This window comes from Rhodopseudomonas pseudopalustris (assembly GCF_900110435.1).
Lineage (GTDB): Bacteria > Pseudomonadota > Alphaproteobacteria > Rhizobiales > Xanthobacteraceae > Rhodopseudomonas > Rhodopseudomonas pseudopalustris.
The window spans coordinates 196,102-209,470 of record NZ_FODT01000004.1 but is presented as its reverse complement, the minus strand read 5'-3'; the positions used below and the strand labels follow the sequence as shown (position 1 = coordinate 209,470).

The following is a 13,369-nucleotide window of genomic DNA, read 5'->3' as shown; positions in this document are numbered from 1 at the left end:
CCGTGTGATGACACGCGCCCGATCGTCGCAGCGTTGCTGCATCACCACAGTGCAGCGTGCAAAGGCGGCCACCACCCCCGGACGGTTTGCGTCACACTGCAGCGCGTTCTAAACAAGCGTAGATGTCGGCGGGGGCGGATGTCCAAGGATTGCTGCGGGACCGCATGGATTGGTGGACTGGAATTATCAGCAACGCGGGAAGCGCTGCACGTCGTTCGTCCGCGGGACTTTGTGCCGCGGCGATCGGTGTCGCGCTGACAGGACCGGTATCTGCCGAGGGGCTCCCCGACGCACTTGCCAAGGCCTATCAGTTCAATCCGCAGCTCAATGCCGAACGCGCCCGGCAGCGCGCGACTGACGAGAACGTGCCGGCGGCGCTATCCGGCTACCGACCGCAGATCGTCGCCAGCCTCGGCACCGGGTTGCAGGCGGTTCGCAATCTGCTGCCCGACAACACCATTCAGACCGCGACGCTGAAGCCGTGGACCATCGGCGTCACCGTGACGCAGACGCTGTTCAACGGCTTCAGAACCGCCAACAGTGTGCGGGTCGCCGAGCTGCAGGTGAAATCCGGCCGCGAGGCGCTGCGCAATGTCGGCCAGGGCGTGCTGCTCGACGCGGTGACCGCCTACACTAACGTGCTCGCCAATCAGGCGCTGGTGGCGGCGCAGAAGTCCAACGTCGACTTTCTCGGCCAGACGCTCGACATCACCAACAAGCGGCTGAATGCCGGCGACGTCACCCCGACCGATACTGCGCAGGCCGAAGCGCGGCTGAATCGCGGCCGCGCCGATCTCAACGCCGCCGAAGTGAACCTCGCGGTCAGCGAGGCAACCTATGCGCAGGTGGTCGGTAACGCGCCGTCACGGCTCAGCCCCGCATCGCCGGTCGACCGGCTGCTGCCGCGGAGCCGCGAAGACGCAGTTTCGTTGGCGATGCAGGGTAATCCCGCGGTGCTGGCGGCGAGCTTCGACGTCGACGTCGCGACCACGACGATCAAGGTCGCCGAAGGCAGCTTATTGCCGTCCATCACCTTGCAGGGGAGCGCCAGCCGAAGCCGCGCCACCGATTCGACTCTCGGCAGCCAGGGCGTTGACCAAGCCTCGGTCGTCGGCCAGATCGCCGCGCCGATCTACGACGGCGGATTTGCCGCGGCGCAAACCCGGCAGTCCAAGGAAATCGCATCGCAAAGCCGGCTTGTGCTCGATCAGATCCGCAACCAATCGCGTACGGCTGCGATCGGCGCCTGGGTGAGCAATGAGGGCTCCAAGATTGCTGTCAGCGCCTCGGAATCGGAAGTTCGCGCCGCCGAAATCGCGTTGAAGGGCGTCAGCCGCGAGGCCCAGGGCGGTCAGCGGACCACCGTCGATGTGCTGAACTCACAGCAGGATCTGACACAGGCGCGGGCGCGTCTGATCGGCGCCCAGCGCGATCGCGTGATCGCCTCCTACACCCTGCTCAGCGCAATCGGCCGACTCGACGTCAAGACGCTCGGGCTGAACACGCCGGACTATCTGCCGGATGTACACTATCACCAGGTTCGTGACGCTTGGCATGGCCTGCGCACGCCGTCCGGTGACTAATACCAATTTGCCTTGCACCGTGACCTTCTCTCGCGGTCGTCCTGAGAGCCTGCCCCTGACTTGATCCGGGGTGCGAGCGTAGCGAGCCTCGAAGGATGCGGGCGACAGGCAATGTGGCTCATCCTTCGAGGTCCGGCATGTCGCGCAAGAGCGCAGCGTACCGGACACCTCAGGATAACGCTGAGCAGGTCGAGATTTAGGGCCTTTGGTATAATCACAAAGAGCATCCTGCGACCGCAGCAAAGCCGCCGCGCTGCAGCATTCTGCACGCGCTGCTGCCAGCGTGATCTCGATCGATATGAGTTCAGTGCGCCTTGGCGTGGTCGCCGGCCAGTGCCGCAACGGGTCGTGGGCTGTACGCATCGGCATCGCGCTGCACACCGATGCGATCACCGCTTCCCCTGATTTGATCCGGCGGAAAGGTGGGGCCATGCGTCGTCGTCGTCGCCTCGACACGATCGCCGAGCGCCCGTCCGGTCTCCACGCAGATGAAATGCTGCTGAGAACAGGCGAGACAAAAAACCAGCTCATAGGTCAGCCGATCTCCGCCCACGACTTCATCGGCGAGCCAGGTCTGTGTCATCAGACCATTTTGAGGACATCGGTACACCAATTGCCTAGCCATGACTGCATAGTGCCACGCCGTTCACGTGCGCCGATTGACCCAAATCAATCGCGGCGTGCACCGAACTGACGTCACAATCCCGACATCATCAAGTTATCGCACCGCAACAGAGCAATTCTGCTGATTTTACGGCGTTTTCGGCAACGAGCTACTCGCGAGCCCCCGCGCAACTACGAGCCAGCTAAGTAATCATCCGAGCCGACGACGCGAGAAGTGCGAAATCAACACCGGCAGGGTGATGAGAATTACGCACGGGCTGAGGATGTTGCCCGCGACGCCGGACAGCCTGAACAGCGGCAGAAACGCCGCAAATGATGATCGCGGCAGCAAAAAAATCGGCGTGATGCGTCGGCAGCGGCGCTGAGAAGGGCATGATGCTTCATGCCCATGACGGTCTCTGCGGAGATGTGGCTGCGCTTCTCCGCCGACAATGCGGTGGTATGCGACAATCGGCGGAAGATCGCCTCCACCATGATCACGGTAGCCGTCGACGATCAGGCCGAATCAATCGCGCCGACGACATCCCACAAAAAGCGAGATCAACCTGAACTCGCATCAATGTTGCAACGCACCACCTTGGCAACCACGGCCGGACCAGATCGGCGTGCTAACGGGCGGAACCTGAATGGTGGATTAGCCGAATCGAACTTCTGTACTAAGTGCATGATCCCGAAAAATACCCCCGTTTCGTTCAAACAAGAACCTAGAGGGGGATGACGACTCGTCGATAAGTCCTCCTGCTTTAAGTGCACGACTGCTTACTCAAACCGTGAACTGGCCAATCGATTTCGGCTACGTCCCAGAGTCGCACAACAAACCGCCGTGCCGGCAGTGCTGGATGCCCCTCTTGCTAGCCCTGCGCCGGCCAACGCGGCGGGTCGGTGCCGAGCGGCACGGCAGGCCGCGCCCAATACGCCCGCGTCTCCGACAGCATCGCCGCGTGGCGCACCGCTGTCAGCTGTCCGAAACCGGACAATGCCTGATCGAGAAACGGGACCGCTGCTACTTGCGCAATGTCCGGAGCGGCGAGCCCTTCTGCCAGCCGTCCCATCTCCCAAAGCCATTTGCCGGTGCGGGCGAGCGAGACCTGGACATGCCAACTACCGCCCTCCCGCGCCTGTCGCGCCTTGGCGATCATCGCGCCGAACGCCATCAGATAGCCGGTGGCATGGTCGAGGACCTGCATCGGCAGTTCCTTCGGCCCCGCGACGCCAGCCGCCTGCCCCTCGGCATGGTTGAAGCCGGTGGCGCATTGCACCAGCGAGTCGAAGCCGCGTCGCGTCGCCCACGGACCGCTGCGGCCATAAGCGGACAGCGACACATAGACGATACCCGGATTGAGTGTTGCCGCCTCCTCCGGCGAGAAGCCGAGCGCCGCCAGCGATTGCGGGCGATAACCCTGCGAGAAGATGTCGGCGTCGGTAAGCAGATCGCGCAGCGCGGCGTGGCCCTCCGTCGTGGTGAGATCGGCGAAGCTAGACAGCTTGCCGCGGCCGGTGTCGATCACCAGCCACGGAATCGACGGCAATCTCTCGCTCGACACCAGCATCACCTCGGCGCCGTGGGCCGCGAGTGTGCGGCCGGTGACCGGCCCGGCGATCACCCGCGACAGGTCGAGCACGCGCAGACCTGCGAGCGGCCGCTCGCCCGCCGGCCACGGTTTTGGCGCGGCGTCGCCGATCTTCGTGATTTCCACAAGCGGTAGCGCGTCGAGCGCGGCGGCCTGCGGCAGCGCCTGCCACTCCTCGCGCGACCGCATCAGCGCGACGACGCCACCCGCTCGATACGCGGCGGTCTCGAACGCCTCGCCGTCCCAATGCAACAACGCGACCTGCACGGCCTCGCGCTCGGACTTGCAGCCGAGCACCTCGCAAACGGCCGCGCGATGATGCGGAAAATTGGTGTGTAGCCGGACGTAGCGGCCTCCGCTGACCTGGTAGACGCCGGCGATCGGGTCCCACATCGGCGGCGGCGGTTCGCCGTCACGGCGTAGATAGCGCTCGGAGCGGCACTCGATCGCAGCGTGGCGGGTGTCGACGCTGACGGTTTGCGCGCGTCCGCTGCGCATCCGCCAGATCTCCGCCGCGGCAAGCCCGCTCGCGGCAATCGACACCTGCGCCGCGGCATCGCCCCGAAACGACGACGGCAGTTGCGGCTCGTCACCGGTGAGCGTCACGCGATCGAGCGCAGCGCCATCGCCGCCGACCGAGGTCCACAGTCCGGCGAGTAGTTCGCGGGGCGTTTGCATCAGCAGTCTTTCTTGGACATGTGGAATTCGCATGATCCGACAGAGCGCGACGACTATCACATCCTCGGCGTCATTCCCGGGCCTGACCCGCGCACCCATGATGTTTTGTCATCCATCGTTCGAGGCGCGCAAGTGCATTTACACAAGAGCATATACATCGAAATGACGATTCTTGCGCCGGGATTACTTCAATGAAAATCCCGCGACGGCGGCAGGATGCGGACGTCTCGGGGGTGGCGGATGCGCTGGGCGGGGTTGTCGGGATGCTCGCGGCGGTCATCGTTGAGCGGCTCGTGCAATTCGCCGAGCCGCGGCGCCGCGAGATTGTCGGACAGCCGCGTCATCTCGAAGCTGCGGTCGCTCAGGCGCTCGGCGACCAGATGCACCACGCCTTCCGGACTCGCCTGGATTCGGCCCTCGACCCACAGCAGCCGCGCACCCATCACCTCCTTGCGAAACGTCTCCATCACCGCCGGCCACACCACGAGGTTGGCGATTCCGGTTTCGTCCTCCAGCGTGATGAACACCACGCCTTTGGCGCTGCCCGGCCGCTGCCGCACCAGCACCACGCCGGCGCAGCGCATCCGCTGGCCGCTGACGCGGGACTCCGATATCGAGCGGCAGGTCACGACGCGCTCGGCCGCAAACAGCGGGCGCAAAAACTCCATCGGGTGCCCCTTCAGCGACAGCCGCACGGTTTGATAATCGGCGACGACGTGCTCGGCCGTCGGCATTTGCGGCAGCGGCGCTGCATTCTCATCGAGTTGCTCGGATGCGCTGGCGGCCTCGAACAGCGGCAGCGGCACGTCGTCGGGCAGTCGCCGCACCGCCCACAACGCCGCGCGGCGATCGAGCCCGAGCGAGCGGAACGCATCGGCATCCGCAAGCAGGATCAGCGCCCGCTTCGGCAATGCGGTCAGGCGCGCGAACCGCTCAAGCGAATTGAACGGCCCCCGCGCACGCGCCGCGACAATCCGCGCCGCCCAATCCTCGCTGGGCAGAAGTCCTGCCTCCCGCCGCACCCGCTCCTCATCCGGGTCGGCCCAGACGAAACCGTCGATCTGGCGAAAGCCGAGCCGCACCGCGTGATGCTTGCCGCAACGTTCCTCCAGCGTGCACTGGCCGTCGCTGAACGACACGTCGACCGGCCGCACCTCGACCTCGTTGGCTCGCGCGTCGCCGACGATCTGCGCCGGCGCATAGAATCCCATCGGCTGCGAATTCAACAGCGCGCAGCAGAACGCGTCGGGATGCTCGCACTTCATCCAGGCCGAGACATAGACCAGCTTGGCGAAGCTCGCAGCATGGCTCTCGGGAAAGCCGTAAGAGCCGAACCCCTTGATCTGCTCGAAGCAGTTCTTGGCGAACACCGGATCATAGCCGCGCGCCACCAGATTGCCGACCATCTTGCTCTCGAACTTTCCGATGGTGCCGACATTGCGGAACGTCGCCATCGCCCGGCGCAACTGATTGGCTTCGTCCGGCGTGAAATGCGCGGCCTCGATCGCGATCCGCATCGCCTGCTCCTGAAACAACGGCACGCCGAGCGTCTTGCCGAGAATAACTTCGAGTTCGTTGGCGTCGCCTGCGTGACCAGCCGGCGCGGGATACACCACCGGCTCCTGCTTGTTGCGACGGCGCAGATAGGGATGCACCATGTCGCCCTGAATCGGGCCCGGCCGCACGATCGCAACCTCGATGACGAGGTCGTAGAAACATTTCGGCTTCAAACGCGGCAGCATGTTCATCTGCGCCCGGCTCTCGACCTGAAACACGCCGATCGACTCGCCGCGCTGGAGCATCTGGTAGACGGCGTTGTCGTCCTCCGACTTGATGTCGGACAGCGCGTAGCGCACGCCCTTGTGCTGCGCGATCAGGTCGAACCCTTTGCGGATGCAGGTCAGCATGCCGAGCGCCAGCACGTCGACCTTCATCATCTTGATGGCGTCGATGTCGTCCTTGTCCCATTCGATGAAGGTACGACCCTCCATCGCCGCGTTGCCGATCGGCACGTAGCTGTCGAGCCGGTCCTGGGTCAACACATAACCGCCGACATGCTGCGACAGATGCCGCGGAAAGCCGATCAGCTCGGTGGCGAGTTCGACCGCACGCCCGATCAGCGGGTTGTGCGGATCGAGCCCGGCCTGCTTCACCTGCATCTCGCTCAGGCCCTTGCCCCAGCTTCCCCACACCGTATCGGCCAGCGCGGCGGTGACGTCCTCGCTGAGGCCCAGCGCCTTGCCGACGTCGCGGATCGCCGAGCGCGGCCGATAGTGGATCACGGTAGCGACGATCGCAGCGCGGTGGCGACCATAGCGGCGATAGATGTATTGCATCACCTCTTCGCGGCGCGAATGCTCGAAATCGACGTCGATGTCCGGCGGCTCGTCGCGCTCCTCGGAGACGAAACGTTCGAACAGCAAGTCGATCTCTGTCGGATCGACGCAGGTGATGCCGAGGACGTAGCACACCGCCGAATTGGCGGCCGAGCCGCGCCCCTGGCACAGGATGTCCTGCGACCGCGCGTAGCGAACGATGTCGTGCACGGTGAGGAAGTATTGCGCATAGCCGCGATGCGCGATGATCCCCAGTTCCTTGTCGATGGTGGCGTGTAGCTTATCGCTGATGCCAGCTGGAAAATATTCGGCGACGCCTTCCCAGGTCAGATCCTCGAGATGCTGCTGCGCGGTCTTGCCGGGCGGCACCGGCTCGTCGGGATAGTGATATTTCAATTCGTCCAGGGTGAAAGAGATGCCGGCGGCAAAGCGCAACGTCTCGGCGATCGCGTCCGGGTCCGCGCGGAATAGCCGGGCCATTTCGGCTGCGGGTTTCAGATGCCGCTCGGCATTCGCCTCCAGCCGCCGCCCGATCTTGTCGATCGTGGTCTTCTCGCGCACGCAGCTCAGTACATCCTGCAGCGCGCGGCGCTCGGGGTGGTGATACAGCACGTCGTTGGTGGCGATGCCCGGCACCCGGGCGGCCCACGCCACGCGCTTCAGCCGCGCCAGCCGCCGCTTGTCGTCGCCGCGATAATACGGCGTCAGCCCGAGCCAGACTCCGCCGGATTCGAGCGCGGTCAGACGCTGCAACGCGGCGGCGATGGCGCTGGCCTGGAAACGATAAGGCGGCATCAGCACCAGCGACAGGCCCTGACTGAACGCTTCGAGATCGGCGACGGCGAGATGGCATTCGCCCTTCGCACCGCGCAGCTTGCCGACGCTGAGCAAACGGCACAGCCGCCCATAGGCGGCCCGATCGACCGGATAAGCGAGCACGTCCGGCGTGCCGTCGGCGAACACCAGCCGCGCGCCGATCAGCAGCCTCGGCTTATGGATGAGGTCCTCATTGCCGAGTTCGCTATAGGCCCGCACCACGCCGGCCAGCGTGTTGCGGTCGGCGATGCCGATCGCCTCCAGCCCGAGCCGGCTCGCCTCGTGAACATAGTCCTGCGGATGCGAGCCGCCTTCGAGGAACGAGAAATTGGTGGTGACGCCGATCTCGGCATAGGCCGGGACCTTCATGCGACCGGCCTTTTCACGCGAACAGACCGTGCATGTACCAGCGCGGATGACCGCTGCCGTCCGTCTGCGGCATCATCTCGCGGCCGTAGAGCCCATCCCGGAACAGCCAGAATCGTGAGCCTGCATCATCCTCGACGCGAAAGTAATCGCGTGTCAGCTCCGGCGAGGCGGCGCGCCACCATTCCATCGCGATCCGCTCCGGACCTTCGGCGCGCGCCACCCGATGGGTGACCCGCCGCCAGATGAATTGCGCCGGCGGACCGTCCGGAACCCCGGCCAGCACCTCGATCGGCTCCGGCTGCTGCAGCAATCGCAACGGCCGCAGCGGCGGCTCATCGGTGCGCGCCGGCCACGGCGCATCGGCCCCATCGGGCGGGCAATGCTGCACCGGCACCGCGAGCGCGGCGCGTTCGGGAATGTGGGTGTCTTGCGGCAGATACCGGATCACCCGCCGCGCCCCGAGCCGCGCCGACAGCGTATCGGCGAGCGCGGCGACATCTTCAGCCTGATGCGCGGTGGTGTCGAAACCGCGCTGCGCCTCGGTGATCGTCACGCTGTGACTGGCCGCGAGCCGGATCAGGTCGAAGCCGAAGCCGGGATCGAGCGGATCAGCCAGCGCGTCGAGCTTTTCGGCGAACAGCCGTTCCACCACTTCGACTCGTGTCACCGGCTGCCCGGCCTCGACTGTGATGCACCGCACCGCGCCGTCGCTGCGGAAGAACGACGCCGTGAGCTGCCGCGCGCCTTTGCCGCCCCGTTCCATCGCGCCGATCAACAGCCGCGCCAGCTTCACCAGCGTCGGCATGATCACCTCGATCGTGGCGATCGGCTCAGGGAAGCGCTTGTCGACGACGTAGTCCGGCGCCGGCTTGCGCGGCGAAATCGGCGCGTCGTCTTCACCGCTGGCGCGGCGCAGCACTGCGACGAAGGCTTCGCCGAAGCGGGCGGCGAGTTCGGACGGCTGCCGCGCGAGCGCGTCGCCGATCGTCGTCAGGCCGGCGCGGCGCAGGCCGCGCACGATCGCCTCATCGACGCCGAGCGCCGCCACCGGCAGCGGCGCCACCGCGCCCGCCTCCTCACCCGGCGCGACAATCTTGCCCGGCGCACCGCGTGTCAGCGCCCGCGCCGCCACCGCAGTGCCGGCGATCGCCGCGCTCACTGCAAAACCTTGCCGCATCAGCGCAGCCGACAACATCGCCAGCAGTTCAGCCTCGTCGCCGAACAGATGCGCGCAACCGGTGATGTCGAGTAACAGCCCGTCCGCGCCGTCGAGCGCGACCAGCGGGGTGAAGCGATCGCACCAGTCGGCGACCGCCGCAAGCAGCGCGGCGTCGGCAAAGGGATCGTGATCGATCACCTCCAGCGCCGGATGCATTGCGCGTGCGGTGGCAAGCGGCATCCCCGGCATCAGCCCGCCTTGCGTCGCGTACGCATCGCAGGCGACGACCACCAGCGCGTTGTCGCGCTTGGCGGCGACCACACGTGGCGCGCGCGCGCCCTCAGCCGGCGAGGCGCTCGGGGGCGGCGACCTCCGTTCGATACGATCGGTCGACAACCGCGGCAGCCATAGGCCGAGGATGCGTCTGCGGTTCACGGAAGCGGCACGCATCACAATTCCATTCCATGATCCAGCGGCCGGTTGGGCCGTGACGATTGCGGATGAGCGAAGTTTCGAGCACCGGCGCGCCCCACCCTTCCACCGGCGGCGAATGCGCCGCGCGCACCACCCAGCGCGTCTCGGCGGTCGAGGCCTGCGGCATCGCGGAGATCCGCAGCATCAGCGCGGTGACGCCGGACTGCATCGACGCCAGCGTCAGCTTGCGCGACGCGACGAGATCGAAGGCGCGGGTCTCGCCCCATAGCTCGGTGACCACCGCGCCGAGCCCGTTGCAGGCGAGCGCGTCGGCGGCGGCGCGTAGCGCGCGGTCGGCATCGGGCGCGCGCACCAGCACGATGCGCCGCGGATCAAGCCCGAGTTCGGCGAAGCCTTCCATCGCCAGATCGCCGTTTTCGCGCGCGGAAAAATCCGGCCGGATCCACAGCAGAAAACGCTGCTCAGCCAGACGACGCGCCAGCCCCGCGACGAACCCCGTCGCCGCCGCGCTGTGGCGGCCGCCGTCTGCGAACACCTCGTGCAACGCGCCGAGCGCCAGGCCGCCCTGCAGCGTTGCGTCAGCTTCCGCGTGACCGAGCGGAGCGCGCCGGACGATCTCGGCCGTCCCGCTTTCGAGCCGGTCGATGGCGCCTTGCAGGCGCGCAAGCGTGTCTTGGCGCGCGCCGTTCATGCGCCGCTCCTTTTTGACTGCCGTTTCGAGATTCAATTGAACCCGTTGCCGGCTCATTTGTTCATGATATGTTCTAATAAAGCCCTAGCGTGGTGGGGAGTCAATCGGGATCGCACCGAGGTCCTGCGCCATTTTTTTTCGCGAGTTGAATCAAGGAGATTCCAAGCATGGACGTGCAGCGCAAGCTGGCCATTCTGGCGGATGCGGCGAAATACGACGCCTCCTGCGCCTCGAGCGGGACGGAGAAACGCGACAGCCGCGACGGCAAGGGGCTGGGCTCGACCGCGCCCGGCATGGGGATCTGCCATTCCTATGCGCCGGACGGCCGCTGCATCTCACTGTTGAAGGTACTGCTCACCAACGCCTGCAACTATGACTGCCTGTATTGCGTCAACCGTGCTTCGTCGAACGTGCCGCGCGCGCGCTTCACCGTCGACGAGGTGGTGCAGCTCACGCTCGACTTCTATCGCCGCAACTACATCGAGGGGCTGTTCCTGTCGTCGGGCATCATCCGCAGCGCCGACTACACCATGGAGCAGATCGTCGAGGTGGCGCGGCGCTTGCGGGAGGAGCACCATTTCCGCGGCTACATCCATCTCAAGACAATCCCGGAGGCCGACGACGCGCTGATCAGCAAAGCCGGCCGCTATGCCGATCGCCTCAGCATCAATATTGAAGTGCCTGAGGAGCAAAGCCTCGCCGCGCTGGCGCCGGAGAAGAACGTCCGCGCCATCCGCCGCACCATGGGGCGGCTGCGGCTGAAGCTCGACGAGGCCAAGGAGGCGCGCACCGCGCCGAGCCGCGCCAAGCCGCCGCGCTTCGCCCCGGCCGGCCAGAGCACACAGATGATCGTCGGCGCCGACGCCGCCACCGACCAGACCATCCTCGACACCAGCGCCAATCTCTACGGTTCCTACAATCTCAAGCGGGTGTACTACTCGGCGTTCAGCCCGATCCCGGATTCCAGCCGCGCCCTGCCGCTGCAGGCTCCGCCGCTGATCCGCGAGCACCGGCTGTATCAGGCCGACTGGCTGATGCGGTTCTACGGCTTCGACGCCGGCGAAATCATTGACCCGTCCGCAGGTATGCTGTCGCTGGAGATCGACCCGAAGCTCGCCTGGGCGCTGCGGCATCGCGAGCGCTTCCCGCTCGACGTCAACCGCGCCAGCCGCGAGGATCTGCTTCGGGTTCCGGGCTTCGGCCGCAAAGCCGTCGAGCGCATCATCGCAACGCGGCGACACAGCGCGATCCGCAGCATGGATCTCGCGCGCCTGCACATCCCGCGGAACAAGGCGCTGCCGTTCATCGTTCTCTCCGACCACCGCCCGACGCCGCATCTCCTCGACAGCGCGCGGCTGGCGGAACGGTTCCGGCCGAAGGCGCAGCAACTTGGATTTGGATTCTAATACAAACGAGGTCGTCATCCTTCGAGGCCGTCGCTGCGCGACGGCGCCTCAGGGTGACGAACTAACAGATTTAAGGGAGATAACAGAATCACCACCATGCATTCCATCCGGCTCGACAGCGACACCGATTTCCATGGCTGGCGCAAGGCGGCGCGGGAGCTTGTGCTGGCGGAGGTCGCGCCGGCTGATATCAGTTGGACGGTGGCAGGCGACGAGCCCGAATTGTTCGATGCGCTAGCGCCGCCTGCGCCCTCCCCGAGTGCGCCGTCGTCCGGCACCTTCAACGTTCCCGCCCGCTTCGTCGAGCTTGCGGCGATCGCGATCCTGCACCGCGATCCGCAGCGCTTCGCCTGGCTGTATCAAGCGCTGTGGCGGCTGCGCGCCAACCCGGAGCTGTTGCAGGTCGCGACCGATCCGGACGTTGCGCGACTGCAGGCGATGGTGAAGGCGGTGCGCCGCGATGAACACAAGATGCACGCCTTCGTCCGCTTTCGCGAGATCGGCCGCGAGCCGAAGTCGCGCTACGTCGCCTGGTTCGAGCCGGAGCACCATATCGTCGAAGCGGCGGCGCCGTTCTTCGCTCGGCGTTTCGCCGACATGGCGTGGTCGATCCTGACGCCGGACGTCTGCGCGCATTGGGATGGCCACGCCATTGCGGTCACGCCGGGCGTCGCCAAGGCGATGGCCCCATCCGAGGATCGATTGGAAGAAACCTGGCTGACCTACTACGCCAGCATCTTCAATCCGGCGCGGCTGAAGACCAAAGCGATGCAGGCGGAGATGCCGAAGAAATACTGGCGCAATCTGCCGGAAGCAGCGTTGATCAAGCCGCTGATCGAGCATGCCGAGCGCGCCGCGCACGCGATGATCGCGGCAGAGGCGACCGCGCCGAAGAAACCACAACGGCAGGAACAGCCGATGAGCCGAGCCGGACACGAAGGCGATAGGCTCGAAACCTTGCGCGAACAGGCGCGCGACTGCCGCGCCTGCGATCTGTGGAAGGACGCGACGCAGACCGTGTTCGGCGAAGGTCCCCCGCATGCAAGCGTGATGCTGGTCGGCGAGCAGCCCGGCGACAAGGAAGACCTCGCCGGCCACCCGTTCGTCGGCCCGGCTGGCCAGATGCTCGACCGCGCGCTGGCGGAAGCCGGGATCGATCGCGCCGAGACCTACGTCACCAACGCGGTGAAGCATTTCAAATTCGTGCCGCGCGGCAAGATCCGCCTGCACCAGAAGCCGGCGATGCCGGAAATCAAGGCGTGCCGGCCTTGGTACGAGCGCGAGCTCGCCGCGGTGCGCCCGCAGCTCGTGGTGGCGATGGGCGCGACCGCGGCGCAGAGCGTCCTCGGCAGGGCCACACCGATCAACAAGAACCGTGGCCATCTGATCGATCACAACGGCGGCCCGCAGGTGCTGGTCACGGTGCACCCATCCTATCTGCTCCGGCTGCCCGACGACGACGCAAAGGCCCGCGAATACGCACGGTTCGTCGACGACCTGAAGATCGCCGCCGCGTATCTGAAGGCTGGGGCGGCCTAGGAACCGCACAAGGCAGCGAGACTTGCCGTTCAACGCAAAGCGCATGAACTTCGGAAACTGTCCGCGATCCTTGCGGGTTGAGCAACGGCGCCGAACGGGCTAACCCTCACCACGCCTGCTACGCTGTCGCGCGGCAAGCGCACCGGGACCAACAACAAGCGA

Annotated in this window: 8 protein-coding genes and 1 pseudogene; 3 read left to right on the top strand and 6 right to left on the bottom strand. The window is 65.9% G+C overall.

The window, feature by feature from the left end:
• Positions 1–164 precede the first annotated feature (164 nt).
• Positions 165–1,583, top strand: coding sequence for a TolC family outer membrane protein (locus BMY71_RS09795; protein ID WP_092683411.1), 1,419 nt, complete (start codon positions 165–167; stop codon positions 1,581–1,583).
• A 304-nt stretch (positions 1,584–1,887) separates the two neighbouring features.
• Here the strand turns inward: BMY71_RS09795 and BMY71_RS09790 are convergent, their stop codons facing one another.
• The 6 genes and pseudogenes from BMY71_RS09790 to BMY71_RS09765 all read right to left on the bottom strand — a co-directional run bounded on the left by BMY71_RS09790 (position 1,888) and on the right by BMY71_RS09765 (position 10,262).
• The gene (locus BMY71_RS09790) at positions 1,888–2,166 is read right to left on the bottom strand and encodes a hypothetical protein (protein WP_244526018.1); all 279 of its coding nucleotides are present in this window, start codon (positions 2,164–2,166) and stop codon (positions 1,888–1,890) included.
• Positions 2,167–2,460: 294 nt separating this feature from the next.
• Positions 2,461–2,712 (bottom strand): annotated as a pseudogene (locus BMY71_RS25235) (efflux RND transporter permease subunit); the annotation flags it as partial.
• 346 nt (positions 2,713–3,058) lie between these two features.
• Positions 3,059–4,456: a CoA transferase gene (locus tag BMY71_RS09780; RefSeq protein WP_092683409.1), complete on the bottom strand. Its 1,398-nt coding sequence runs from the start codon at positions 4,454–4,456 to the stop codon at positions 3,059–3,061.
• A gap of 188 nt (positions 4,457–4,644) precedes the next feature.
• Positions 4,645–7,977, bottom strand: coding sequence for an error-prone DNA polymerase (locus BMY71_RS09775; protein WP_092683407.1), 3,333 nt, complete (start codon positions 7,975–7,977; stop codon positions 4,645–4,647).
• A 13-nt stretch (positions 7,978–7,990) separates the two neighbouring features.
• Positions 7,991–9,586: a Y-family DNA polymerase gene (locus tag BMY71_RS09770; RefSeq protein ID WP_283804812.1), complete on the bottom strand. Its 1,596-nt coding sequence runs from the start codon at positions 9,584–9,586 to the stop codon at positions 7,991–7,993.
• Positions 9,477–10,262: an ImuA family protein gene (locus BMY71_RS09765; RefSeq protein WP_092683402.1), complete on the bottom strand. Its 786-nt coding sequence runs from the start codon at positions 10,260–10,262 to the stop codon at positions 9,477–9,479. Before BMY71_RS09765 ends, BMY71_RS09770 begins: the two co-directional genes overlap by 110 nt.
• Positions 10,263–10,429: 167 nt before the next feature.
• Between BMY71_RS09765 and BMY71_RS09760 the strand changes: the two genes are divergently transcribed.
• Both BMY71_RS09760 and BMY71_RS09755 read left to right on the top strand, forming a co-directional pair.
• Complete coding sequence (locus BMY71_RS09760; RefSeq protein WP_011502319.1) at positions 10,430–11,668, top strand: putative DNA modification/repair radical SAM protein; 1,239 nt, start codon at positions 10,430–10,432, stop codon at positions 11,666–11,668.
• A gap of 96 nt (positions 11,669–11,764) precedes the next feature.
• Positions 11,765–13,207 (top strand): UdgX family uracil-DNA binding protein, encoded by a 1,443-nt coding sequence (locus BMY71_RS09755; protein WP_092683400.1) that lies wholly within the window; start codon positions 11,765–11,767, stop codon positions 13,205–13,207.
• The last annotated feature ends 162 nt before the right edge of the window (positions 13,208–13,369 follow it).

Bases quoted from the DNA above. Each gene is read 5' to 3' on its own strand.
- BMY71_RS09795 (WP_092683411.1), top strand. From the start codon at position 165: ATGGATTGGTGGACTGGAATTATCAGCAACGCGGGAAGCGCTGCACGT.
- BMY71_RS09790 (WP_244526018.1), bottom strand. From the start codon at position 2,166: ATGACACAGACCTGGCTCGCCGATGAAGTCGTGGGCGGAGATCGGCTG.
- BMY71_RS09780 (WP_092683409.1), bottom strand. From the start codon at position 4,456: ATGCAAACGCCCCGCGAACTACTCGCCGGACTGTGGACCTCGGTCGGC.
- BMY71_RS09775 (WP_092683407.1), bottom strand. From the start codon at position 7,977: ATGAAGGTCCCGGCCTATGCCGAGATCGGCGTCACCACCAATTTCTCG.
- BMY71_RS09770 (WP_283804812.1), bottom strand. From the start codon at position 9,586: ATGCGTGCCGCTTCCGTGAACCGCAGACGCATCCTCGGCCTATGGCTG.
- BMY71_RS09765 (WP_092683402.1), bottom strand. From the start codon at position 10,262: ATGAACGGCGCGCGCCAAGACACGCTTGCGCGCCTGCAAGGCGCCATC.
- BMY71_RS09760 (WP_011502319.1), top strand. From the start codon at position 10,430: ATGGACGTGCAGCGCAAGCTGGCCATTCTGGCGGATGCGGCGAAATAC.
- BMY71_RS09755 (WP_092683400.1), top strand. From the start codon at position 11,765: ATGCATTCCATCCGGCTCGACAGCGACACCGATTTCCATGGCTGGCGC.